This is a genomic window from Paraburkholderia sp. SIMBA_030, assembly GCF_046535245.1.
Classification (GTDB): Bacteria; Pseudomonadota; Gammaproteobacteria; order Burkholderiales; family Burkholderiaceae; genus Paraburkholderia.
The window spans coordinates 187,374-209,886 of sequence record NZ_JAWRXB010000016.1; the positions used below are offsets into that span (position 1 = coordinate 187,374).

Sequence of the window (22,513 nt, forward strand, 5' to 3'; positions counted from 1 at the left end):
TTACCACACCTGTCAACCGCATCTGCAGTTTCAACCGAACAAGGGAACGACAATGGGCCGTTCGATCAATCTGGAAGGCAAGGTCGCGCTGATCACCGGCGCCTCGAGCGGGTTGGGAAAGCGCTTTGCTCAGGTATTGTCGCAGGCAGGCGCCAAGGTCGTGCTGGCAAGCCGCCGCACCGAGCGTCTGAAGGAATTGCGCGCCGAGATCGAGGCGTCCGGCGGCGCGGCGCATGTGGTCTCGCTGGACGTGACGGATTATCAGAGCATCAAGGCGGCGGTGGCCCACGCGGAGACCGAAGCGGGCACGATCGACATTCTGGTGAACAATTCGGGTGTATCGACCACGCAGAAGCTCTCGGAGGTCACGCCGGCAGATTTCGAATACGTGTTCGATACCAACACGCGCGGCGCGTTCTTCGTCGCCCAGGAAGTCGCCAAGCGCATGATCATGCGCGGCAACAATGCGCAGAAGCCGTCGTACCGGATCATCAATATCGCGTCGATGGCGGGCTTGCGCGTGCTGCCGCAGATCGGTTTGTACTCGATGAGCAAGGCGGCCGTGGTCCATATGACGAAGGCGATGGCGCTGGAGTGGGGCAAGCACGGCATCAACGTGAACGCGATCTGCCCGGGCTATATCGATACCGAGATCAATCACCACCACTGGTCGACCGAGCAGGGGCAGAAGCTGGTGTCGATGATGCCGCGTCACCGCGTCGGCAAGCCGGACGATCTGGACGGCCTGTTGCTGCTGCTGGCGGCGGACGAATCGCAGTTCATTAACGGCTCGGTGATCGCCGCCGACGATGGTTTCGGGCTGGCCTGAACGCGGCTTTGCGCGCCTTTGTGCGGCTCAGCGCGCTTCGGATGAGCGCGCGAGCGACGATGGTGTATTACGCACAGTGGTCTTCTTCAGACGGAAGGCCCGGGCTATCTTGATTCAACGCCGGTCTGCGCGCCGGTTTCAACCTGGTTTCAACCGTAAAAGAAGTGTAATGAGCAATTTCCACGCAGTTTTCGAGATGTCGATGCCGATCCGCTGGGGCGACATGGACGCATTCGGCCACGTGAACAACACGGTCTATTTCCGTTACATGGAGCAGGTGCGGATTTCCTGGTTCGAGCAACTGGGTCTCGCCGGCAGCAACGCCGACGGGCAGGGGCCGGTGATCGTCAATGCGTCGATGGAGTTTCTCAAGCAGTTGCACTATCCCGGCGACGTGATCGGCCGGATGACGGTGGCCACACCCGGGCGCAGCAGCTTCGACACCGGTTTCGAACTGGTCCGCGCCGACGACCCCGCCACCGTCTATGCGCGTGGCGCCGCGCGCTGCGTGTGGATCGACTACGCGGCAGGCAAGTCGGTGCCGGTTCCCGATCTGTTGCGGGCGACCATCGAGCGCGCCGCGCCGGTCAAGGCGGCTTAAGAGCGAGCTGCGAGCGACCTGCGAGCGACCTGCGAGCAACCCTGCGGCAACCGCCGCGCGGCGTTTCAGGGCGAAGTCGTCAATGCCCGAGCAGGCGCTGCAGCAGCTCGGTGGCGTTGCCCGTATCGTATTTGCGCATCAGCCGCGCGCGGTAGACATCGACCGTGCGCGGGCTGATCTCCAGCGCCCGTCCGATCTGCTTACTGGTTTTTCCGGTCACCAGTTGCGCGGCGATTTCCCGCTCCCGCGGCGTCAACTCGACCGCGACGCGCCGCGTCGCGCTCAAATCCTCGAACGTCCAGATGCCGGCCGCGTGCGCCTCGGCGCGTTGCCGCGAGCGGCCCGTCACGTGGCACCAGAACAATTCCCCGTTGGCGCGCTTCATGATGCGGTCGTCCGCGTAGCTGCCTTGCGCGGTCATGATCGGCGGAATCCGCGCGCCGATCCGCTCGAACTCATCCGTGGACGGATACAGCACCTGGAACGACTGGCCGAGCAGCGCCTCGCGCGGGCAGCCGAATATCGACGCCAGCTCGTCGTTGCAGTCTTCAATGATCCGTTCGCGCGACAGCACGAGCCCGATCGGCGCGAGTTGAAAAGCGGTTTGATAATCCAGTGCGGGCATGGGCAGGCGGCAAGTACTTATGTATTTTTGCGTATTGTGCCGTACGGCGTGCCCAGCGTACTCTTTCGGGCACATCACAACGCGGCGAAGCCGTCCGCGGCGGGCATCGGCGCAGATAATCAGGCAACCGTGACAGTCTGAGCGCACAGCCGGTCACGGATGACTAGAATGACGTGTCGGGCTCGCGCCCGCCGAACGTCATACCAGCCGTAACGATCCGGCGGCCGGCGTACCGGTTTCGGGTTTCCATAAAGGAAGGGACAAACGATGAACAAGGTCTATCCCGGCGCGGCTGAAGCGCTGCAAGACATAGTCAAGGACGGGCAGACGTTTGCCGTCGGCGGCTTCGGGCTGTGCGGCATTCCGGAGGCGCTGATCGGCGCGCTGCGCGATTCGAAGGTGCAGGGCATCACCTGCATCAGCAACAATGCGGGCGTCGACGGCTTCGGCCTCGGCTTGCTGCTCGAAACGCGCCAGATCAAGAAGATGATCTCGTCGTATGTCGGCGAAAACAAGGAGTTCGAACGTCAGTATCTGGCCGGCGAACTCGAACTCGAATTCACCCCGCAAGGCACGCTCGCCGAGAAGCTGCGCGCCGGCGGCTCGGGCATTCCGGCGTTTTTCACGAATACCGGCTACGGCACGCTGATCGCCGAAGGCAAGGAAACCCGCCAGTTCGGCGACAACCACTATGTGCTCGAACATTCGCTGACGGCCGATGTCGCGCTCGTCAAGGCGTGGAAGGCCGACAAATCGGGCAACCTGATCTATCGCCGCACCGCGCGCAACTTCAACCCGATGTGCGCGATGGCCGGCAGGATCACGGTCGCGGAAGTCGAGGAAATCGTTGAAGTCGGCGAACTCGATCCGGACGCGATCCACACGCCGGGCATCTTCGTGCAGCGCATCGTGCTCAATGCGCATCCGGAAAAACGCATCGAACAACGCGTCGTCCGCGCGAAAGGAGACTGATCATGGCATGGACTCGTGACGAAATGGCCGCGCGCGCGGCGAAGGAATTGCAGGACGGCTTTTACGTGAACCTCGGCATCGGCTTGCCGACGCTGGTGGCGAACCACGTGCCGCCGGGCGTCGAAGTGTGGCTGCAGTCGGAAAACGGCCTGCTCGGCATCGGCCCGTCGCCGACCGAAGACGAAGTGGATGCCGACCTGATCAACGCCGGCAAGCAGACGGTGACCACGCTGCCGGGTTCGTCGATTTTCTCGTCGGCGGATTCGTTCGCGATGATTCGCGGCGGCCACATCAATCTGGCGATTCTGGGCGCGATGCAGATCAGCAAGACGGGCGATCTGGCCAACTGGATGATCCCGGGCAAGATGATCAAGGGCATGGGCGGCGCGATGGACCTGGTGGCGGGCGTCAAGCGCGTGGTCGTGCTGATGGAGCACGTCGCGAAGGGCGATCAGCACAAGATTCTCGAAGCGTGCACATTGCCGCTGACGGGCGTGGGCGTGGTCGATCAGATCATCACCGACCTCGGCGTGATCGAAGTGACGGAAGACGGTCTGAAGGTGACCGAACTGGCACCGGGCGTCAGCGTCGAGGAAATCAAAACGAAGACCGATGCGCCGCTCGATGTGAGCGCGGTGAGCTGAGTTGCGTCGTCGGCCGGTCGCGGTTTAGGTAACCTGAACTGACTGGCGCGGCGGCAGGGCATGATCCGAAGCGGGCGAGGCGTGAGTCTCGCCCGCTTTGTTTTGGGCGGCGCGTGTTTGTGCCGATTCGCTCGTCTTAGACCGTTCGGCCGATGCTTGCCGTGCGGCAAAGCGGTTTACAATCGATCGCAGGTTGGACGCTCAATTCTGCTCGGCCTTTGGACCGCGCAGCGCTTTCGCAAGGAACATCCGATGACCGCAACGTTCGCTTCCACCGCCGAGCGGCTCGTGCCGCGCCAACGTTATGTGCAGTGCGCGAGCGCCGCTGGCTTGCACCGCATTGCCTACACCGAGTGGGGCGATCCGGCCAATCCGCGCGTGCTGGTTTGCGTGCACGGCTTGACGCGCTCAGGGCGCGATTTCGATCGCCTCGCGGCGGAATTCGCCGCCACTTATCGCGTGGTGTGTCCGGATGTGGTGGGCCGGGGCTTGTCATCGTGGCTCGCTAACCCCAACTTCTATGGCGTGCCGCAATACGTCGCCGACATGGTCACGTTGATCGCGCGGCTCGATGTCGAAACGGTCGACTGGTTCGGCACGTCGATGGGTGGCCTGATCGGACTCGCGCTTGCCGGGTTGCCGGACACGCCAGTGCGCAAGATGCTGCTGAACGACGTCGGTCCGCATCTGGAGCCAGTCGCCGTGGAGCGCATCGGCGATTATCTCGGCAAGCCTGTGCGTTTCGAAACGCTGCAACAAGGTATCGATTACGCTGCGTTGCTGGCCCAGACTTTCGGCCCGCTCACGCCGGACGAATGGCGTGAGATCAATACGCCGCTTTTGCACGAGCAGGACGGCGGCTGGCAACTCCGCTATGACCCGCGCATCGCGCAGCCGTTTGCTGCGACCACCGAAGAGGCGACCAAGCTCGGCGAGGCCGCGCTATGGCATTCGCTGGCCGCATTCCAGGGGCCGGTTCTGGTGGTGCGCGGTGAGCAGTCGGATCTGCTGTCGCGTGAAACCGTGGCGAAGATGGTCGAGACCGGGCGCACGGTATCGAGCGTGGAAATCGCGGGCGTCGGGCATGCTCCGGCGTTTCTATCGGCCGATCAGATCGATATCGCAAGGCAGTTCTTTATCGGCCCGGCCGCCGAGGCGTCATAATATATAGTTCCGCGCGGCGTTCTTGAAGGGATGTAACGCGGGGACGCAATGCGGAACGCATTTTCGCTCAACTCTCAACCAACCTCAGGATTCTTCATGGCAGTCATTCGTCACCACGTCGGCAAGCGCCTCTCGGAAATCGCCGTGCACAACGGCACCGTGTACCTCGCGGGCCAGATCGCCGAAGACGCGGATCAGGACATCACGGGTCAGACGCGCGAAGTGCTCGGCCACATCGACCGTCTGCTGGCTGAAGTGAACAGCGACAAAGCGCATTTGCTGTCGGTGCAGATCTTCATCGCCGACATGGCGCATTTCGCCGGTATGAACGCTGTGTGGGACGAGTGGGTCGCACAGGGTGCCACGCCGCCGCGCGCTACCGTCGAAGCCACGCTCGCGAACCCGAAGTGCCTCGTCGAAGTGGTCGTGGTCGCTGCGCAGCGCAGCTAAACCATTGTTGTTTTTGCTGTTGAAATTCCGTTGATCCGTCCCGCCTGGCGGCACGCCGCACCATGACTACCGAAACAACTGTTCCACACACGCCAACGCCTCTTCCTTCCTTCGACGAAGCGATGGCGTTCGTGCGCGAACACGCGGGCGATGTGCGGCTGTCGTCGGGCGAGTTGCTGGCGGAGCATGCGGCGGGGACGGCGTCGATCATGCGCACGCTCAACGTCGATCCGCCGGCGGTGCTGGCGGCGGCGCTGTTCGCGCTGACGCCGCATCTGCGAGACCCGGAGCGCGTGATCGCCGACAACTTCGGCGAAGAGGTCGCGCAACTGGTCGGCGACGTGCGCAAGCTGCTGCGCCTGGGCACAGTGAGCTTGCGCGCTGCGCAGAATGCGATTCCCGAAGCCGGGCGTGACGCGCAGGCCGCGCGCCGCGCACAGGTCGAGGCGCTGCGCAAGATGCTGCTCGCGTTCGCGCAAGACATTCGTGTGGTGTTGATCCGGCTCGCGTCGCGGCTGCAATCGCTGCGCTATTACGCGGCGGCGAAAGTGACGCCGTCGCCCGATGTCGCGCGCGAGACGCTCGATATTTACGCGCCGCTCGCCAATCGTCTGGGCATCTGGCAATTGAAGTGGGAGCTCGAAGACCTCGCGCTCCGTTTCGAAGAGCCGGTCACCTACAAGCGCATCGCCAGGCTGCTCGATGAAAAGCGGGTCGAGCGCGAGAGCTATGTCGAGCAGGCGATCGCGCGCTTGCAGCAGGAACTGGCTGCAGCGCATATTCGCGCTGAAGTCAGCGGCCGGCCGAAACACATCTACAGCATCTGGCGCAAGATGCGCGGCAAGGAACTGGACTTCGCCGAACTGTACGACGTACGCGCGTTTCGCGTGATCGTGCCGGATATCAAGGATTGCTATACCGTGCTCGGCATCGTGCACAACCTGTGGCAACCGGTGCCGAAAGAGTTCGACGACTACATCTCGCGGCCCAAGCCGAACGGCTATAAATCTTTGCACACGGTCGTGATCGGCGACGACGGCCGCGCGTTCGAAGTGCAGATCCGCACGCAGGAAATGCATCAGTTCGCCGAGTACGGCGTAGCGGCGCATTGGCGTTATAAGGAAGCGGGCACGCGTGGTTACGGCGGCCAGTTCAGCGCGGACGAGAAGTACGACGAGAAGATAGCGTGGCTGCGTCAGTTGCTCGCGTGGAAAGACGAAGTATCCGAAGGCGAGCACGGCGAGAAGCGCGCCGCGCAGCCGTGGGAACAACTGCGCCAGGCCACGCTCGACGACGACCACATTTACGTGCTCACGCCGCAAGCTCGGGTGATCCCGTTGCCGCACGGCGCCACGCCGGTGGACTTCGCGTATCACCTGCATAGCGAGTTGGGGCATCGCTGCCGTGGCGCGCGCGTCGACGGCGCGATGGTGCCGCTCAACACGCCGTTGCAAAACGGCCAGACGGTCGAGATCGTCACGGTGAAAGAGGGCGGTCCTTCGCGCGACTGGCTCAACCCGCAGCTGGGGTATCTGCAGAGTTCGCGAGGACGGCAGAAAGTGCGAGCGTGGTTCAATGCCGTCGAGGTGCAGGAGCACATCGCGAGCGGCCGGACAATGGTCGAAAAGACCTTGCAGCGCGAGGGCAAGACATCGGTCAATCTCGATCAGCTTGCCGCGAAACTGGGCTTCAAGACCACCGACGATCTGTTTTCCGTGGTCGGCAAGGAAGAGTTCAGTCTGCGGCTGGTCGAGCAGGCACTGCACGACGCGCCGCCGCCCGAGCCTGTGGTCGAAGCGCCGGAGCAGTTCGAGAAGCGCAGCAGCGGCGCGAGCGTTGCGCGCGGTGCGTCGACCGGCGTGCTGGTGGTCGGCGTCGACGCATTGCTCACCCAATTGGCGCGCTGCTGCCGGCCCGCACCGCCCGATGAAATCAGCGGCTTTGTCACGCGCGGCAAGGGCATGTCGATTCATCGCAGCGATTGCCCGACGTTCATGCGCATGGCTGAACGTGCGCCCGAGCGCGTACTGGAAACCGCATGGTCCGCGGATGTGATGAGCGGCCGCGGCCAGTCCGTCTATCCGGTCGACCTCACAATCGACGCAACGGATCGGCAAGGCCTGCTGCGCGATATCTCAGAAGTGTTCGCGCGCGAAAAGATGAACGTGATCGGCGTGAAGACGCAGACGCGTCGCAATGCCGCGTTCATGCAGTTCACTGTCGAGGTGTCGAGTGCCGCGCAGATTCAGCGCGCGTGTACGCTGCTTGGCGAAGTCACGGGCGTGGTGCGCGCTTCGCGCAAGGGGTGACGCGCGTGCCCGGCCGCGGGTATCGGCGCGCATCCGCTGAGACCGTCGATACATTGGCGTGTGAGTTAGAAATTTAAAGTCGGCGCATAAAAGTACTTGCCAAGCGATGTGGGGCTCCATATAATCTCGTTTCTTCAGGCTCGTAGCTCAGCTGGTTAGAGCACCACCTTGACATGGTGGGGGTCGTTGGTTCGAGTCCAATCGAGCCTACCAACGAAAGAGAAATTCCGGTTGTGCCGGGGTTTCGCAAGCTGCAGGAAGCGCCTCGGCGCAAAAGGCGAATACGGTTATGACACCGCGAACGTTGACCGAAACTACTTCGGAGCGACGCTAGTCGAGGACCACTTTCGCCAATGTAGTTTGCAGGAAATGTGAATGCGGCCCCTCGAAAGCGGGGCCGCATTTTTTTTTGGCTTGTTTGATGGTTGAATGTGCCGCCGCCGGTCGGCACCACGGAGAACGCAATGGTTTCGATACGTCTGCCTGACGGTTCTGTTCGACAGTACGAGCATCCGGTGACCGTCGCTGAAGTGGCCGCGTCGATCGGCCCCGGCCTCGCGAAGGCCGCGCTCGGCGGCAAGATCGACGGCGAACTGGTGGACACGTCCACATTGATCGATCACGACGTGGCGCTTGCCATCGTCACCGAAAAAGATCCTGACGGTCTCGACATCATTCGTCACTCCACGGCGCACTTGCTCGCGTACGCGGTGAAGGATCTGTACCCGGAGGCGCAAGTCACGATCGGTCCGGTGATCGACAATGGCTTTTACTACGACTTCGCGTACAGCCGTCCCTTCACGCCTGAAGATCTCGAGAAGATCGAAAAGCGCATGCAGGAACTCGCGAAGAAAGACGAGCCGGTCTCGCGCCGCGTGGTGACGCGCGGCGAAGCGGTGGACTATTTCAAGAGCATCGGCGAAAAGTACAAGGCCGAGATCATCGAGTCGATCCCTGTTGCCGATGAAATCAAGCTGTACTCGCATGGCGGTTTCACCGACCTGTGCCGCGGCCCGCACGTGCCGTCCACCGGCAAGCTGAAGGTCTTCAAGCTGATGAAGGTGGCAGGCGCCTACTGGCGCGGCGATTCGAAGAACGAACAGTTGCAGCGCATTTACGGCACCGCCTGGACGAAGAAGGAAGACCAGGAAGCGTACCTGCACATGCTCGAAGAGGCGGAGAAGCGCGATCACCGCAAGCTCGGCAAGCAACTCGATCTGTTCCACATGCAGGACGAGTCGCCGGGCATGGTGTTCTGGCATCCGCGCGGCTGGACGTTGTGGCAGCAGGTCGAGCAGTACATGCGCCGCCGCGTGAACGACGCCGGCTACCTCGAAATCAAGACGCCGATGATCATGGACCGCTCGCTGTGGGAAGCGTCGGGCCACTGGCAGAACTATCGTGAAAACATGTTCACGACGGAATCGGAAAAGCGCGACTACGCGATCAAACCGATGAACTGTCCGGGTCACGTGCAGGTGTTCAACCACGGTCTGCGCTCGTATCGCGATCTGCCGCTGCGTTACGCGGAATTCGGCTCGTGCCATCGCAATGAATCGTCGGGCGCGCTGCACGGTCTGATGCGCGTGCGCGGCTTCGTGCAGGACGACGCACACATTTTCTGTACCGAAGATCAGTTCATCAGCGAATCGATCGCGTTCAATACGCTGGCGATGAGCGTGTACAAGGACTTCGGCTTCGATCACATCGACATCAAGCTGTCGCTGCGCCCGGATGCGCGCGCCGGCACGGATGAAACGTGGGATCGCGCGGAGCAGGGGCTGCGCGAGGCGCTGACCGCCTGCGGCGTGAGCTGGGAAGAGTTGTCGGGCGAGGGCGCGTTCTACGGCCCGAAGGTCGAGTACCACATCAAGGACGCGCTCGGGCGCTCGTGGCAATGCGGCACGTTGCAACTCGATATGGTGCTGCCGGAGCGTCTGGGTGCCGAATACGTGGCAGAAGACAACAGCCGCCGCCGGCCGATCATGCTGCACCGGGCAATCGTCGGATCAATGGAGCGCTTTCTCGGCATTCTGATCGAGCACCATGCTGGTGCAATGCCGTCTTGGCTCGCGCCGATGCAGGTTGTGGTGATGAATATCGCCGAAAGTCAGGCCGAATATGCACAGTCTCTAGCCCAATCGTTGCAAAAACAAGGGGTTAGAGTGGAGGCTGATTTGCGCAACGAGAAGATTAGCTATAAAATACGCGAGCACACGCTGGAAAAGGTGCCATATCTCCTTGTGGTCGGCGACAAAGAGCGTGATGCCCAAACGGTAGCCGTGCGTGCCCGTGGTGGTGTCGATCTGGGTGTGATGCCCCTTGATGCCTTCATTGATCGTCTGCGCCAGGACGTGCAGTCGTTCAACTGAGCCACCTGGCAGCGCGGCTCGTTTTTTTAATTTTTAGAGGAAACGTAACATCGCTACTGATAAGTCTGCGCACCGCATCAACGGTGAAATTACGGCACCCGAGGTGCGTCTGGTCGGAGTCGAGAACGAACCGCTCGGCATCGTGAAACTCGCTGATGCGTTCCGAATGTCGGAACAGCAAGACGTGGATCTGGTCGAAATCGCGCCACAAGCGGTTCCGCCGGTTTGCCGCTTGATGGACTACGGCAAGTTCAAGTACTCGGAAGCGAAGAAGCAACACGAGGCCAAGCTCAAGCAGAAGGTCGTCCAGGTCAAGGAAGTCAAATTCCGCCCGGGTACGGATGACGGTGACTACAACGTCAAGCTGCGCAACCTCATTCGCTTCCTCGACGACGGTGACAAGACCAAAATCACGTTGCGTTTCCGTGGCCGTGAAATGGCCCACCAGGAAATCGGTATGCGCATGCTCGAGCGCCTGCGCACGGACCTCGACGAAGTCGGTCAGGTCGAGCAAATGCCGAAAATGGAAGGGCGCCAGATGATCATGGTGCTTGCTCCGAAGAAAAAGAAGTAAGTGGCTGCGCGTCATGCGGCGCGCGCTAGTTGTACGAGATTCAAACGATGCTGCGGCGGGTGTCCGGCGCAGCATCGGCAGGTTTCGGAACGGCGTCCAGGCAAATGGGCGCCGGTTCCTGAAAAGCGGCCGCCTGCAGCATCGGTGGTCTGCATACCAAGTGGAGTGGGTTTCGAAGGGCGGGTTGTGGCTATCTGGCCGACCGCACACCCATATCCATCTAATAATGGAGTTGTCATGCCGAAGATGAAGACCAAGAAGAGTGCTGCAAAGCGCTTCGTGGTGCGTCCGGGCGGTACCGTCAAGCGCGGTCAAGCCTTCAAGCGCCACATTCTTACCAAGAAAACCACCAAGAACAAACGCCATTTGCGCGGTTCGACGGCAGTTCATGATGCAGATATGAACTCCGTGCGCGCAATGCTGCCGTTCGCTTAACCCTTAACCGAAACTCATAGGAGCGAAACATGCCTCGAGTAAAACGTGGGGTTACCGCACGGGCCCGTCACAAGAAGATCATCAAGCTGGCCAAGGGTTACCGCGGCCGCCGCAATAACGTCTATCGCATCGCCAAGCAGGCGGTCATGCGCGCAGGCCAATACGCCTACCGCGATCGCCGCAACAAGAAGCGTGTGTTCCGTGCATTGTGGATCACGCGTATCAACGCGGCGGTGCGTCAGCACGACATGACGTACAGCGTGTTCATCAACGGCCTGAAGAAGGCTTCGATCGAACTCGACCGCAAGGTGCTGGCCGACATGGCTGTGTTCGACAAGGCTGCTTTTGCTGCGATCGTTCAGCAGGTGAAAGCCGCCGTTGCAGCCTGATTGCGCTTTTGGCAATTAAAACTGCGTGGTTCGTTGCAGCGAACATCCGGTAGTCTCGGTGATGCTGCAGCAAAAACGGGGCTCCTCACCGAGCCCCGTTTTTGTTGGTAGAACCAGTTTTGTTTCGATTGAACACTGACGTTGAAATGATGGGATCAATGGATCTGGACCAGATTGTCGCCGACGCGCAAAAAGCCTTCGCAGAAGCCGCTGACGTCACCACCCTCGAGAACGAGAAAGCCCGCTTTCTCGGCAAATCGGGTGCGCTGACCGAACTGTTGAAGGGCCTTGGCAAACTCGATCCCGAAACGCGCAAGACCGAAGGCGCACGGATCAACCTCGTCAAGCAACAAGTGGAAGCCGCGTTGACGGCCCGCCGTCAGGCGCTGGCCGACGCGTTGCTGAACCAGCGCCTCGCCGCTGAAGCCATCGACGTCACGCTGCCCGGCCGCGGCACCGGTGCAGGCAGTCTGCACCCGGTGATGCGCACATGGGAGCGCGTCGAACAGATTTTCCGTACGATCGGATTCGACGTGGCCGACGGCCCCGAAATCGAGACCGACTGGTACAACTTCACCTCGCTGAACAGCCCGGAAAACCATCCGGCGCGTTCGATGCAGGACACCTTCTATGTCGACGGCAAAGATGCCGACGGTCGCCAGCTGCTGCTGCGCACGCATACCAGCCCGATGCAGGTGCGCTACGCGCGCACCAACACGCCGCCGATCAAGGTGATCGTGCCGGGCCGCACCTATCGTGTGGACAGCGACGCGACCCACTCGCCGATGTTCAATCAGGTTGAAGGCCTGTGGATCGACGAGAACATCAGCTTCGCGGACCTGAAGGGCGTCTATACCGACTTCCTCAAGAAATTCTTCGAACGCGACGACATTCTCGTGCGCTTCCGTCCGTCGTATTTTCCGTTTACCGAACCGTCGGCCGAGATCGACATGCAGTTCGAATCGGGCAAGAACGCCGGCAAGTGGCTCGAAATTTCGGGTTCCGGCCAGGTTCATCCCACGGTGATCCGCAACATGGGCCTCGACCCCGAGCGCTACATCGGCTTTGCTTTCGGCAGCGGCCTCGAACGGCTCACGATGTTGCGATACGGCGTGCAAGACCTGCGTCTGTTCTTCGAAAACGACCTGCGTTTCCTGCGTCAATTCGCGTGAACCGACGCGTACGAACGCGACAAGCATAGAGCGCGGCACTGCACGCAGTGCCGCCAGCAGCGTCCCCGGCAGTGCCTGGTGAATCACTAGTCTTGCAACACGTAAAGCACCGCCGGACACGGACCTAACCTGATCAGAACGTACACAGAACCATGCAATTCCCGGAATCCTGGCTGAGAACTTTTGTCGATCCGCAACTGACGACCGCTGAACTGTCGCACGCGTTGACGATGGCGGGTCTCGAAGTCGAAGACCTGCGGCCGGCTGCGCCGCCGACCTCGAAGATCGTCGTGGGCCAGGTGCTGGAAGTCGTCAAGCACCCGGACGCGGACAAGCTCAACGTGTGTCAGGTCGACGCCGGCACGGGCACCACGTTGAACATCGTGTGCGGTGCGCCGAATGTCGCGCCGGGCATCAAGGTGCCGGTCGCGCTGGTCGGCGCGCAACTGCCGCCGGCCGAAGAGGGCGGCGCGCCGTTCGCGATCAGGCTCTCGAAGCTGCGCGGCGTGGAAAGCCAGGGGATGCTGTGCTCGGCACGTGAACTGAAGCTTTCCGACGATCATAGCGGCCTGATGATCCTGCCGGAAGATACGCCGATCGGCCAGGACATCCGCGCGACGCTGAACCTCGACGACACCATCTTCGAAATCAAGCTGACGCCGAACAAGGCCGACTGTCTGTCGGTGTTCGGCGTGGCACGCGAAACCTCGGCGATTACCGGTGCGCCGTTGCGTCCGCTCGAAATCAAGCCGGTCGAAGTCAAGCTCAACGAAACGTTGCCCGTCAAAATCTCGGCCCCCGATCTGTGCGGCCGTTTTTCGGGCCGCGTGATTCGCGGCGTGAACGCGCGCGCGAAGTCGCCGCAATGGATGGTTCAGCGTCTCGAGCGTTCAGGTCAACGCAGCATTTCGGCGCTTGTCGATATCTCGAACTATGTGATGCTCGAACTCGGCCGCCCGTCGCACGTGTTCGATCTCGACAAGATCCACGGCGGCATGGACGTGCGTTGGGGCCGCAAGGGCGAAACGCTCAAACTGCTGAACGGCAACACCGTCGAGCTCGATGAAAGTGTCGGCGTCATTGCCGATGACCGGCACATCGAGAGCCTCGCCGGCATCATGGGCGGAGACAGCACCGCCGTCACGCTGGATACCACCAACATCTATCTCGAAGCCGCGTTCTGGTGGCCGGATAGCATTCGCGGCCGCTCGCGCAAGTACAACTTCTCGACCGATGCCGGCCATCGTTTCGAGCGCGGCGTCGACTATGCAACCACCGTTGAACATATCGAGCGCATTACGCAGTTGATCCTCGATATCTGCGGCGGCGAAGCCGGCCCGGTCGACGATCAGGCCGTCAACGTGCCGCAACGCGCGCCGGTGAAAATGCGTGTCGCGCGTGCGAACCGCATTATCGGTATCAAGATCGATGCGGACGAAATCGCACAGATCTTCACGCGCCTGGGCCTCACGTTCGAACGCGACGGCGATACCTTCTCGGTGATGCCGCCGTCTTACCGCTTCGACATCGAAATCGAAGAAGACCTGATCGAAGAAGTCGCGCGAATCTACGGCTTCGAAAAGATCCCGGCACGTCCGCCGGTCGCGACCAGCGAAATGCGCGCGACTAACGAAACGAAGCGCTCGATCCACGTGATTCGCCACGCGCTTGCCGCGCGCGATTATGCGGAAACGGTCAATTTCAGTTTCGTCGATGCGCAGTGGGAGCAGGACTTCGCGGGCAACGACAAACCGGTACGTCTGTTGAATCCGATCGCCAGCCAGTATTCGGTGATGCGCACTACGCTGTTCGGCAGTCTGCTCGACGTGCTGCGCACGAACCTGAACCGTCGTGCGGCGGATCGCGTGCGCGTGTTCGAAGCCGGCCGTGTCTTCCTGCACGATCCGTCGATCAAGGCAGGTGAGTTGACGGTCGAAGGTTTCGCGCAGCCGAAGATGATCGGAGCGCTCGCCTACGGTCCCGCGCTCGAAGAGCAGTGGGGCGTGCAAACCCGTACGGTCGACTACTTCGATGTGAAGGGCGATCTGGAGGCGGTGCTCGCACCGGCGGTGGCGCGTTTCGTGAAAGCGGCGCATCCGGCACTGCATCCGGGCCGCAGTGCACGGATTGAACTGGACGGGCGCACAGTCGGCTGGATTGGCGAATTGCATCCGCGCTGGATGCAGAAATATGATTTGCCGCATGCGCCGATTCTTTTTGAAGTTGAAGCGGAAGCATTAATGCAGCGCGTATTGCCGACTCCGGCGGAAGTGTCCAGATTCCCGCCGGTGCGTCGCGATATTGCTGTGGTCGTCGATCAAAAAATCGAGGTTCAGGCACTGCTGGACGAGCTGCAAAAGGCCCAGTCGGAAGAGGCTTGCAAGACTGTTCAGAGGGTTGCGCTTTTTGACGAATTCCGTCCAAAATCAAACACTTCCGGTGGTCTGGCTGCTCACGAGAAAAGCCTTGCGTTCCGTGTGACCTTGCAAGATACTGGCGGAACCCTTCAGGATGAAACGGTCGATCTGGCTATTCAAACTCTGGTGGAACGTCTGGCTCGAGTATATGGCGCACGGTTGCGTGGATAACCCGCATTTAACATTTGCACGGCAATTTTTCGCAACCTCCGTTTCTGCTTGGCGCGCTATTTGATAGATATGAATGAAATGAACTCGAGTGATTTCGAAGCCCTTCTTACGGCGCAACGCAGCGCCATGATTCGCGATATTCCGACATCACCCGCCGCCGTTTCCACCGAAACGCCGACGCTCACCAAGGCTGAACTTGCCGAGTTGCTGTTCGACAATGTCGGGCTCAACAAGCGGGAAGCCAAAGACATGGTCGAAGCGTTCTTCGAGGTGATCCGCGATGCGCTGGAGAGTGGCGATAGCGTGAAGCTGTCGGGGTTCGGCAACTTCCAGTTGCGCGACAAACCCCAGCGTCCCGGTAGAAATCCGAAGACGGGCGAGGCGATTCCAATCGCCGCGCGCCGCGTTGTGACGTTCCATGCAAGTCAAAAGCTGAAGGCACTGGTCGAGAACGGCGCCGAAGAGAGCTTCGCGCGCTGATCGACTGGCGCGTTCCTGCGCAACCCACCACGACGGCTAACTGACGATGACAGCGACGATCGAAAAAGTCGTCTTGCCTCCGATTCCGGCGAAACGCTACTTCACGATCGGTGAGGTCAGCGAACTGTGCGGCGTGAAGCCGCATGTGCTGCGCTATTGGGAACAGGAGTTCACGCAGTTGAGGCCGGTCAAGCGGCGCGGCAATCGCAGGTACTACCAGCACCATGAGGTGCTGCTGATCCGGCGGATTCGTGAGTTGTTGTATGAACAGGGCTTCACGATCAACGGAGCGCGCAATCGGCTTGATTCGCATGGCGGCGGTGCGCACGGCGCGCCGGCTGATATGGTCGAAGAAGGCGAGGGCGTGACCGCGCCGGCTGCGTCGACGGCCGTTGTCGATGTCGACCAGTTACGTAAAGAGTTGCTGCATGTGATCGATTTGTTGGGCCACTAAGTTTGCTTTGTTGGCGTGCGGCGGTTCTAATCGAATGAAGTGTCTGTTATAATTTTGTGCTGTTCGGGGCGTAGCGCAGCCTGGTAGCGTACCTGCATGGGGTGCAGGTGGTCGGAGGTTCAAATCCTCTCGCCCCGACCAGGAAATTCAATGGGTTACAGATTCGCGTCTGTAGCCCGTTTTCTATTTCTGGCTCACCTACCCGAAATCTACCCGACATTGCGCGGGCTGCAACCGCATGGCATGAGCGTGTGGCAAGTGTCTTGAACGCGGGGCACCAACTGTTCTTGTCGCAGCAGACGGCGTCGGTGTCTCGCAGCGCATTGTTCTCGAGTCATGTACCGTTGACGGCGGCATGCCCGGGATGGCACACTTTGGCCAGCCGTTCACTCGGCATTCACTCTTAGACGCCCAGGCCGCGATGCAGGGCTCCTCCACGGGGGCGCGTCATGCTCCGGCACTCCCGGCGATCCTGCACGTGTCAGGCAGGCTTCTGGCGAGCGCCGCGGCTTGGTAGCCGTTGCGCCGTGCTCGCTATGGGCGGCGATTCCCTTCCGAAATTCCCGTCAAACAAAAACGCTGGGTCGACCATCCGTTCGCCGCGAGACTAGGGCTCGCATTGGCGCCATGATGGCTGCGCCAGCGTTCGCCATTGCTCTGCGTGACCTCGACGTCACAGCCTAGAAAACCCTCCTGATTGTTCGCATCACCGCGTGTGGCTACTTGGCCAACCGCGTGCTTGGCCTGTCGTTCCCGTATCCATGTTTCAACTCGCTTACCTACACGGGGTGCTTATGTCGAGTTCGATCATTTCCGCGCTGACCCTTCAGTTGGAGAGGCGTTATGTGGTACTGCCGACGGTGGATGCCCCACCAGCCGATCCGACGGCACCAGTGCGTGATACGCGCCCGCTGGTACGGCGACGGCGCCGACGCGGCTCGGCGCTCGATGCCTGTCGCAGCATTGTGGAAAGTTATATCCGCCGGCGCGCGCGTGCCCGGAATCGTTCGGCCTACACGTACGCGCGCTTGGCGCGTCTGATCGAGCGCAGGTCTGGACGTCACTTCTCTATCTCAACCATTCAGCGTCGGATGGTGGTCTGGGGCATCGTTGATGGCATGGAGCGATACAAAAAATGAGCAAATCGAAAACAATCAGTGAGATTCGCAAGTCCATTGCCTTGCATGGGGTGCCGAAATCCGAGTTGGGCGAGAATCGGCGCGTCATCATCACGTCGATCGGCACCGAACGCGTGACCGTGCAGGCCGAGCGGCGTTTTCTGGAATGGCGCGAAGAAAACGGTCTTGACCTTGATGGTCCCTATCTCGAGCGCGAGGTCATGGAGTTTATGCAGGAGTACGCAGAAATTCATGTCCAGTCCGATGTAGATACAACCCGTATTGCTCTGAGTCGGGTGCTCTCGCTTTGGCTGCCACCCGTGGAGAGCCTGATCGAGACCGTGCGGCAGGGGCGCGCTACGCAGTGGGATGAAGTGACTGCAATCGCATCCCATCAACACGAGAAGAACGCGCTCGCTACACTAATCGCATACGATGCCGGTCTGCGGGCCTCGGAGCTGACTATGTTGCGCCGCTGGGACGAGATTGAACCCTCGGGCCATCGCACCTGGTGCGAATCAATGTTTCTTGGCCGCGAGGATGTCGTGCTGATGGTTTCGCCTGGTAAGGGCGGACTGCGTCGGCCCGCTGCACTGTCTCGCTGTCTGGCTGACGCACTGGAAAAACGCCGACGTTCGACACCTGGGATTATTATCGACAGGGGGGTGCGTCGTGAGTCCGTTTACGACATTGGTGGCGGTCAGGCATTCAGCCAGAGCTACAGCTCCGCTAGCTTGAGAGCCTTGGGGCACTCTACTGGCGCACATGGTTTGCGGCATGCCTATGCGCAGCGGCGTGTCCGCGAACTGATGGCCCTTGGCTACGAATTCATGCAGGCAGTCCAACTGGTCAGCGTTGAACTCGGCCATTTTCGGCCAATTTTCGAGTACTTCCAACCACGTTAGAACTCCTATGGACCAGTATTTAATTCACCCGCCGGGCCTGATCATACGGAGTGGCCCGGCCGGGAAAGCTCGCTTTGCCATCCGGAATCCGGCGAGTGGCTCTGAGGTCTCGCTTGGCTCCGACTGGCAAACGGCGTATGCACATTGGCTGGAGGTGAGGCGCGCCTCGACAGTCGTGCCCGATCCGATCCGGGTCTCGTGGCTGATAATCGAATTCGGAGAACGCCACCGGCCTGGAGCGATCAAGGTGCGCCGGGTCTTCAATAAGGAAATAGGCTTGCTCGTTCAATCCATGCAGGAAATCGGCGATCCCCTTGTTGCTGATCTGGGTGCGGCTGCCGCTCAGACGTTTCGCACGATGTCGGGCGTCGGTCGGGTCCGGACTGAGAGCCTTATTCGACGGCTGCGTCAGATCTGGCGCTGGGCCGTCGAGGAAGGGCTGACGGCGCGGGCGTGTCCGTGGGTGGCATTCACTCAGGACCGTGCCATTCGGGCGGAGATGGTCACGCTCGTGGTGCGCTATCTTCCCGACGGCGTTCTGCAAACGATGCGTGCGATGACCTTGGGAGGCTGTGTGGACCACGGCGAAGTCGCCGAGGAGGAAATCGTGTCAGTGGCCGCAGCGGTCCGACAGGCGGCCCGGCACGCCGGCATGGAAGCGCGGCGCGATGGCCGTCCGGATCTGGTTCCCACCTTAAGGCGTTGCGACCTCCAGTGGTTTCTTGAGGCGGAGACTTTCAATGCCCCGCACAGCCCACCGGGGGCCGGGTTAATACTGGGTCATGCGCGAACCGAGGTTGTGCTTAAACTGAGGAAGAAGGTTGCCAGCAGGCGGAAGATCAATTCGGAATCCAATCATTCCGAGCGGGATATTCGCTGACGTTCGGTGATGTTCGTTTCGATCCGCTTGCGTTCCGCCTAGATGAGGGAATGGCACGTGGTGCGACGGATAGAAACAATAGTAGTGAAGGAAGTTAGAAGAGTGGCCTGTTCTTCTTGCGCGAAGTGGCGTAAACTTGACCCCGAGCCGTTCACTCGGCAGCTTTTTCCCTCCGCCCGCATCAACGGGCACCAAGTGTAGATCAATCAAAGGAAAGTCGCGTCAGCCGGACAACCATGTTCGGAGGCGTGCGTAGGCAGCCTATCTTGACGCGACCGCGTCGAGTGCCGCCCCAGAAAGCCCGGACCGCGATAGCGGTCGCGGGCTTTTTCGTCTTCGCAACTTCTCCTTCGCAACGGGCTTAGCGCCACCTCAACGACCACAACGTGTCTTGACCGGGCACGCCATCAATTCTGCGCCTCCGTACGGTGCGCGTTCGAAATCGATCCCTTGCGCCGTGTCTTCGCGCCGGACCAGAAATCCAGAAGGTTTTCACGCGCAGCCATGCGCGTTTCAGGTTGCCTGCGGGCATCCGCCACCCAATCGGGTGTGATCTCTCTCGTTGTACTGAGCGGTTCGTGGTTCCTGTGGTTGTTGTTCGTTATTGGACTGCCTTGACGCCCGATGCCGGGTGCGGGCGAAGGTCCTGGTGCCGGTTGCCGGGTGGTGCAATTTTGCCAACCGTGACTCGGCGGTGGTTGACATACAGGTTGGAGGACACGGTGCATTTTTCTAATTTAGGGTTGGACCCGGGGCATGGGTTCACGAAGTGGGCGTTCCGCGATGGAACCGGCCGCATTCGTACGGGCTCATTTCGCTCAGTCGCATTGCCCCATATCGACTCAGCGCTTGCAAGTTCCCTGCGTCGTGCGCAGGCGAGTAGTTCCATTAAGACGGTTGCCGTCGATGGGCAACTGTTTGACGTCGACGTCGACGCGAATTCGCAAGTCGGGAAAGCGATTGGCGAGCGCAACGAGGCGAATGATTTTGCCGGTCGTCCCGAATACTGTGCGCTGGTCGGCGCGACGCTTGCCCACCTCGACGCGACCCATGTCTCGACGTTAGTTCTGGGGCTGCCCGTGCACACGTTCGCGCGATATGCGGAGACGCTTCAGAAGACGTTCCGAGGCATGCTTTCATTCGGAGGCCACTCGGTGTTTGTGGAGCGGGTTGTCGTTGTACCTCAGCCAGTGGGGTCGTTGCTCACGGTGGTCGCGCAGGGCGATGCGTCGCTCGTGGACACAACCATCTGTCTGGTCGACATCGGCCACTACACTGCCGACTGGATCGTTTCATCTCAAGGGTTCAATATCCAGTACGACCGCAGCGGCGGCCGGCCAGGCGGGGCAAGCCACATCTACCGTGCGATGGCCGAGGCCCTGTCGGCGGACCCGGATGAGCCGTTTGAGGGCGTCGACGCGATCGAGGTGGCGTTGCGCAACGGGACTTCGCTGCTGGCGTTCGGTCAGGCGGTCGACATCACGCGCTACCTCGAGCGCGGGAAAGCGCACGCGGTCGAGACAGCGCGCGCACTGCGTGCCAAGGTGCGCAGTGCGGAGGATTTGACACTGGTCCTGACCGGAGGCGGCGGCCCGCTGTACCGCGAAGCGCTGGCGATGGCGTTTCCAAGGAATCGTCTCATCGAGTTGCCGCAGGGACGGTTGACCAACGCGATCGGGTTCGTGCTCTTCGGCGAACAACGCATATTGTGAGTCACGCGATGAAGACGCCGCTCACATTGACAGTGGTGATTCGTGGTCCCGTATACGCGAGGCTGGTCGCCGAACTTTCCGCCTTTGCCGATCCTCGAGCACGCGCTGGATGGCTTAAGCGCCTGGCAGAGGACGGCGCTCGCGCAGCGTCCATCGAAGCGCCTGGCCTCGGACTGGACCGGTCGCCGATGGCGACGGTTCCTCAGGCCGGACATGAATGCCGCAGCTTCGATATACGAGTGGCGATTCGGCAGGAAGAATTTCCCAGTCTTTATGCCACCCTTGAGATGGAACGCGATCCTCGCGCTCGGGCGACGCTTCTGAAGCGATTTGCGGAGGAAGCGTTACGCCGGCATCACAACCAGTCTGCGGGATTAGACGTGCGGGAACGCTTGGAGCACATGCCCGCGCCGCAAACAACTACGACGGAATCGCCTTTGGAGTCGCTTTCGCTTTCGGTGGGGATGGTTCCGTCCGATTTACTTGCGGCATTTGGCGTGAACACATTTATCGAGTAGAGGCCTTCCTGGGTCTCGAGCGTTAAAGCTAACGATGAGGAGAACAGAATGAATGACAAGATTTTGCGTCTGCCTGGGGTGCTCGAGATGGTCGGCGTGAAAAAGACGACGATCTACGAGTGGGTCAAGCTGGATCTGTTTCCCCGCCCGGTGCGACTTGGAGCGCGGGCCGTCGGGTGGCTTGAATCCGACGTTAGTGCCTGGCTGGCCACGCGCAAGCCGATTGGGGCCGATTTCTAATCGGTGCGCGTTGAGCATGCAAGCGCGAGGGAAACGCCGGCAGTTCGGGGGCGGGTGGTTAAGCGGTGACATTCGGAACCCAGGTTCAAGTAACGAGGGCGCTTCGTTTGAGAGTGCGATCCAGGTCATTGGCCGCGGCCATGTAGTGGTCGGTGTCTGTCCGCCCGCAATCGCTGGGCGGGGTTTTCAAGGAGGAGAGGGATGACGAAGCACAGCATGGAGGTGGGGCTCGACGCGGCAACGAGCACGTTGGCCGACGAGTGCGCGCAAGATCTGGCCGCAGGAACGCGGCTGGATGATGCAGTCGAGGATGCGTTGTCGTTGCCGTTCTCAGTAATAGAGGGGGCGAGGGCTCCATTCGCCGCGGTGGGCGATCCGAATGGACAGTGGGAGTGGGCGGTCTTCTCGAATTGCGCACCGGGCAAGACGGAGCGCGCGACGATGCGAGCACTTTCCAAGAAGCTCCACGCTGCACGTGAGCTTGACGAGTCGTCCTGCTTCGAAGGGAGGTTTCTGACGCCTTTTGACCTGAGCAAGAGGTCCGGCATGTGGCCGGACGCGAGCGTCGACGGTGTGGTGGCTGAGGACGGATACGCGTCAGCAACTGTTCGGTATCGTTTCGTGTTGTGCTCAGGAAACGATGCGGTCGGATTCTGCACACTAACGTCAAACTTGGGTTACTACGGCGGCGGAAGTGCACCCGAAGCTGAGATCGAAGTTGGGTCAGTTTTTGTCGAGCCTAAATGCCGTGGCATTGGCCTGAGCGATCTGCTTGCTGAAGCGGGGGCCTATGTGGTGGTGAATATGTTGCGCGAGTTTCACGAGCGCCTGATTGAGCTGGGGACGACGGAATTGTGCGAACTCCAGGTCTGCTTCACGGGCGATCCAATTTCTTTTGGAGGAGAGCGGTTTCTGGAGGCGGTTGCCGCCAACTTTGAGCAACAGTGGTATGCCTTTTTAGACAACGCGTCAGAGAGAGTAAGCGTCGAAATTACGGAAATCTCGGTAAGCGCCCGGCAATGGCACCCTGGGGAGTGCCTACCAGCGATCAGGCGGTGATCGGCGCCCAGCGATGAGGCAGT

At 60.8% G+C, this 22,513-nt stretch carries 23 protein-coding genes and 2 tRNA genes; 24 read left to right on the top strand and 1 reads right to left on the bottom strand.

From position 1 onward, the window contains the following. The first annotated feature begins 52 nt into the window (after positions 1-52). The gene (locus SB772_RS26510; protein WP_330872019.1) at positions 53-829 is read left to right on the top strand and encodes an SDR family oxidoreductase; all 777 of its coding nucleotides are present in this window, start codon (positions 53-55) and stop codon (positions 827-829) included. A gap of 169 nt (positions 830-998) precedes the next feature. Continuing rightward, positions 999-1,430 carry an acyl-CoA thioesterase gene (locus SB772_RS26515; RefSeq protein ID WP_410836143.1) on the top strand — a complete coding sequence of 144 codons (432 nt, stop codon included), beginning with the start codon at positions 999-1,001 and terminating at the stop codon, positions 1,428-1,430. 79 nt (positions 1,431-1,509) lie between these two features. On the opposite strand, the gene SB772_RS26520 is transcribed toward SB772_RS26515, so the two are convergent. Further along, positions 1,510-2,055 carry a LuxR C-terminal-related transcriptional regulator gene (locus SB772_RS26520; protein WP_410836144.1) on the bottom strand — a complete coding sequence of 182 codons (546 nt, stop codon included), beginning with the start codon at positions 2,053-2,055 and terminating at the stop codon, positions 1,510-1,512. Between the two features lie 267 nt (positions 2,056-2,322). Between SB772_RS26520 and SB772_RS26525 the strand changes: the two genes are divergently transcribed. From SB772_RS26525 to SB772_RS26630, 22 genes are all read left to right on the top strand, one after another. Further along, positions 2,323-3,027: a CoA transferase subunit A gene (locus tag SB772_RS26525; RefSeq protein ID WP_410836145.1), complete on the top strand. Its 705-nt coding sequence runs from the start codon at positions 2,323-2,325 to the stop codon at positions 3,025-3,027. 2 nt (positions 3,028-3,029) lie between these two features. Further along, positions 3,030-3,671: a CoA transferase subunit B gene (locus SB772_RS26530; protein WP_410836146.1), complete on the top strand. Its 642-nt coding sequence runs from the start codon at positions 3,030-3,032 to the stop codon at positions 3,669-3,671. Positions 3,672-3,923: 252 nt separating this feature from the next. After that, positions 3,924-4,835, top strand: a complete 912-nt coding sequence (locus SB772_RS26535) for an alpha/beta fold hydrolase (RefSeq protein ID WP_410836147.1) — start codon at positions 3,924-3,926, stop codon at positions 4,833-4,835. A gap of 96 nt (positions 4,836-4,931) precedes the next feature. Next, positions 4,932-5,285, top strand: coding sequence for a RidA family protein (locus SB772_RS26540; protein ID WP_410836148.1), 354 nt, complete (start codon positions 4,932-4,934; stop codon positions 5,283-5,285). 62 nt (positions 5,286-5,347) lie between these two features. Next, positions 5,348-7,594 carry a RelA/SpoT family protein gene (locus tag SB772_RS26545; protein ID WP_410836149.1) on the top strand — a complete coding sequence of 749 codons (2,247 nt, stop codon included), beginning with the start codon at positions 5,348-5,350 and terminating at the stop codon, positions 7,592-7,594. 136 nt (positions 7,595-7,730) lie between these two features. Beyond that, positions 7,731-7,807 (top strand) — tRNA-Val (locus tag SB772_RS26550). 251 nt (positions 7,808-8,058) lie between these two features. Continuing rightward, on the top strand, positions 8,059-9,966 hold the full coding sequence (gene thrS, locus SB772_RS26555; protein WP_410836150.1) for a threonine--tRNA ligase: 1,908 nt from the start codon (positions 8,059-8,061) through the stop codon (positions 9,964-9,966). A 49-nt stretch (positions 9,967-10,015) separates the two neighbouring features. Further along, the gene (gene infC, locus SB772_RS26560) at positions 10,016-10,540 is read left to right on the top strand and encodes a translation initiation factor IF-3 (RefSeq protein WP_075643546.1); all 525 of its coding nucleotides are present in this window, start codon (positions 10,016-10,018) and stop codon (positions 10,538-10,540) included. A gap of 237 nt (positions 10,541-10,777) precedes the next feature. Beyond that, on the top strand, positions 10,778-10,975 hold the full coding sequence (gene rpmI, locus SB772_RS26565) for a 50S ribosomal protein L35 (protein ID WP_012433738.1): 198 nt from the start codon (positions 10,778-10,780) through the stop codon (positions 10,973-10,975). Positions 10,976-11,004: 29 nt separating this feature from the next. Further along, positions 11,005-11,364, top strand: coding sequence for a 50S ribosomal protein L20 (rplT, locus tag SB772_RS26570; protein WP_006052502.1), 360 nt, complete (start codon positions 11,005-11,007; stop codon positions 11,362-11,364). Positions 11,365-11,522: 158 nt separating this feature from the next. Then, entirely contained in the window at positions 11,523-12,536 is a 1,014-nt protein-coding gene (gene pheS / locus SB772_RS26575; protein WP_410836151.1) for a phenylalanine--tRNA ligase subunit alpha, read from the top strand. Between the two features lie 152 nt (positions 12,537-12,688). After that, positions 12,689-15,124, top strand: coding sequence for a phenylalanine--tRNA ligase subunit beta (gene pheT / locus SB772_RS26580; RefSeq protein WP_410836152.1), 2,436 nt, complete (start codon positions 12,689-12,691; stop codon positions 15,122-15,124). A gap of 69 nt (positions 15,125-15,193) precedes the next feature. Continuing rightward, positions 15,194-15,604 carry an integration host factor subunit alpha gene (locus tag SB772_RS26585; RefSeq protein WP_410836153.1) on the top strand — a complete coding sequence of 137 codons (411 nt, stop codon included), beginning with the start codon at positions 15,194-15,196 and terminating at the stop codon, positions 15,602-15,604. 46 nt (positions 15,605-15,650) lie between these two features. Beyond that, complete coding sequence (locus SB772_RS26590; RefSeq protein ID WP_410836154.1) at positions 15,651-16,058, top strand: MerR family transcriptional regulator; 408 nt, start codon at positions 15,651-15,653, stop codon at positions 16,056-16,058. A gap of 64 nt (positions 16,059-16,122) precedes the next feature. Then, positions 16,123-16,199 (top strand) — tRNA-Pro (locus SB772_RS26595). A 653-nt stretch (positions 16,200-16,852) separates the two neighbouring features. Beyond that, positions 16,853-17,197, top strand: a complete 345-nt coding sequence (locus tag SB772_RS26600) for a hypothetical protein (protein WP_410836155.1) — start codon at positions 16,853-16,855, stop codon at positions 17,195-17,197. Further along, the gene (locus tag SB772_RS26605; RefSeq protein WP_410836156.1) at positions 17,194-18,081 is read left to right on the top strand and encodes a hypothetical protein; all 888 of its coding nucleotides are present in this window, start codon (positions 17,194-17,196) and stop codon (positions 18,079-18,081) included. The genes SB772_RS26600 and SB772_RS26605 overlap by 4 nt, the downstream gene beginning before the upstream one ends. 175 nt (positions 18,082-18,256) lie before the next feature. After that, on the top strand, positions 18,257-18,961 hold the full coding sequence (locus SB772_RS26610; RefSeq protein WP_410836157.1) for a hypothetical protein: 705 nt from the start codon (positions 18,257-18,259) through the stop codon (positions 18,959-18,961). A gap of 710 nt (positions 18,962-19,671) precedes the next feature. Further along, positions 19,672-20,673, top strand: a complete 1,002-nt coding sequence (locus SB772_RS26615; RefSeq protein WP_410836158.1) for a hypothetical protein — start codon at positions 19,672-19,674, stop codon at positions 20,671-20,673. An 8-nt stretch (positions 20,674-20,681) separates the two neighbouring features. Next, positions 20,682-21,191 carry a hypothetical protein gene (locus tag SB772_RS26620; RefSeq protein WP_410836159.1) on the top strand — a complete coding sequence of 170 codons (510 nt, stop codon included), beginning with the start codon at positions 20,682-20,684 and terminating at the stop codon, positions 21,189-21,191. Between the two features lie 48 nt (positions 21,192-21,239). Beyond that, a complete protein-coding gene (locus SB772_RS26625; RefSeq protein ID WP_410836160.1) occupies positions 21,240-21,431 on the top strand; it encodes a helix-turn-helix transcriptional regulator in 192 nt (63 codons plus the stop codon). Positions 21,432-21,632: 201 nt separating this feature from the next. Continuing rightward, a complete protein-coding gene (locus SB772_RS26630) occupies positions 21,633-22,490 on the top strand; it encodes a hypothetical protein (RefSeq protein WP_410836161.1) in 858 nt (285 codons plus the stop codon). The last annotated feature ends 23 nt before the right edge of the window (positions 22,491-22,513 follow it).

Bases quoted from the DNA above. Each gene is read 5' to 3' on its own strand.
- thrS (WP_410836150.1), top strand. From the start codon at position 8,059: ATGGTTTCGATACGTCTGCCTGACGGTTCTGTTCGACAGTACGAGCAT.
- SB772_RS26515 (WP_410836143.1), top strand. From the start codon at position 999: ATGAGCAATTTCCACGCAGTTTTCGAGATGTCGATGCCGATCCGCTGG.
- SB772_RS26525 (WP_410836145.1), top strand. From the start codon at position 2,323: ATGAACAAGGTCTATCCCGGCGCGGCTGAAGCGCTGCAAGACATAGTC.
- SB772_RS26605 (WP_410836156.1), top strand. From the start codon at position 17,194: ATGAGCAAATCGAAAACAATCAGTGAGATTCGCAAGTCCATTGCCTTG.
- SB772_RS26540 (WP_410836148.1), top strand. From the start codon at position 4,932: ATGGCAGTCATTCGTCACCACGTCGGCAAGCGCCTCTCGGAAATCGCC.
- pheS (WP_410836151.1), top strand. From the start codon at position 11,523: ATGGATCTGGACCAGATTGTCGCCGACGCGCAAAAAGCCTTCGCAGAA.
- rplT (WP_006052502.1), top strand. From the start codon at position 11,005: ATGCCTCGAGTAAAACGTGGGGTTACCGCACGGGCCCGTCACAAGAAG.
- SB772_RS26510 (WP_330872019.1), top strand. From the start codon at position 53: ATGGGCCGTTCGATCAATCTGGAAGGCAAGGTCGCGCTGATCACCGGC.
- SB772_RS26545 (WP_410836149.1), top strand. From the start codon at position 5,348: ATGACTACCGAAACAACTGTTCCACACACGCCAACGCCTCTTCCTTCC.
- SB772_RS26625 (WP_410836160.1), top strand. From the start codon at position 21,240: ATGAATGACAAGATTTTGCGTCTGCCTGGGGTGCTCGAGATGGTCGGC.
- SB772_RS26535 (WP_410836147.1), top strand. From the start codon at position 3,924: ATGACCGCAACGTTCGCTTCCACCGCCGAGCGGCTCGTGCCGCGCCAA.
- SB772_RS26630 (WP_410836161.1), top strand. From the start codon at position 21,633: ATGACGAAGCACAGCATGGAGGTGGGGCTCGACGCGGCAACGAGCACG.
- SB772_RS26585 (WP_410836153.1), top strand. From the start codon at position 15,194: ATGAATGAAATGAACTCGAGTGATTTCGAAGCCCTTCTTACGGCGCAA.
- SB772_RS26530 (WP_410836146.1), top strand. From the start codon at position 3,030: ATGGCATGGACTCGTGACGAAATGGCCGCGCGCGCGGCGAAGGAATTG.
- pheT (WP_410836152.1), top strand. From the start codon at position 12,689: ATGCAATTCCCGGAATCCTGGCTGAGAACTTTTGTCGATCCGCAACTG.
- SB772_RS26600 (WP_410836155.1), top strand. From the start codon at position 16,853: ATGTCGAGTTCGATCATTTCCGCGCTGACCCTTCAGTTGGAGAGGCGT.
- SB772_RS26590 (WP_410836154.1), top strand. From the start codon at position 15,651: ATGACAGCGACGATCGAAAAAGTCGTCTTGCCTCCGATTCCGGCGAAA.
- SB772_RS26620 (WP_410836159.1), top strand. From the start codon at position 20,682: ATGAAGACGCCGCTCACATTGACAGTGGTGATTCGTGGTCCCGTATAC.
- SB772_RS26520 (WP_410836144.1), bottom strand. From the start codon at position 2,055: ATGCCCGCACTGGATTATCAAACCGCTTTTCAACTCGCGCCGATCGGG.
- rpmI (WP_012433738.1), top strand. From the start codon at position 10,778: ATGCCGAAGATGAAGACCAAGAAGAGTGCTGCAAAGCGCTTCGTGGTG.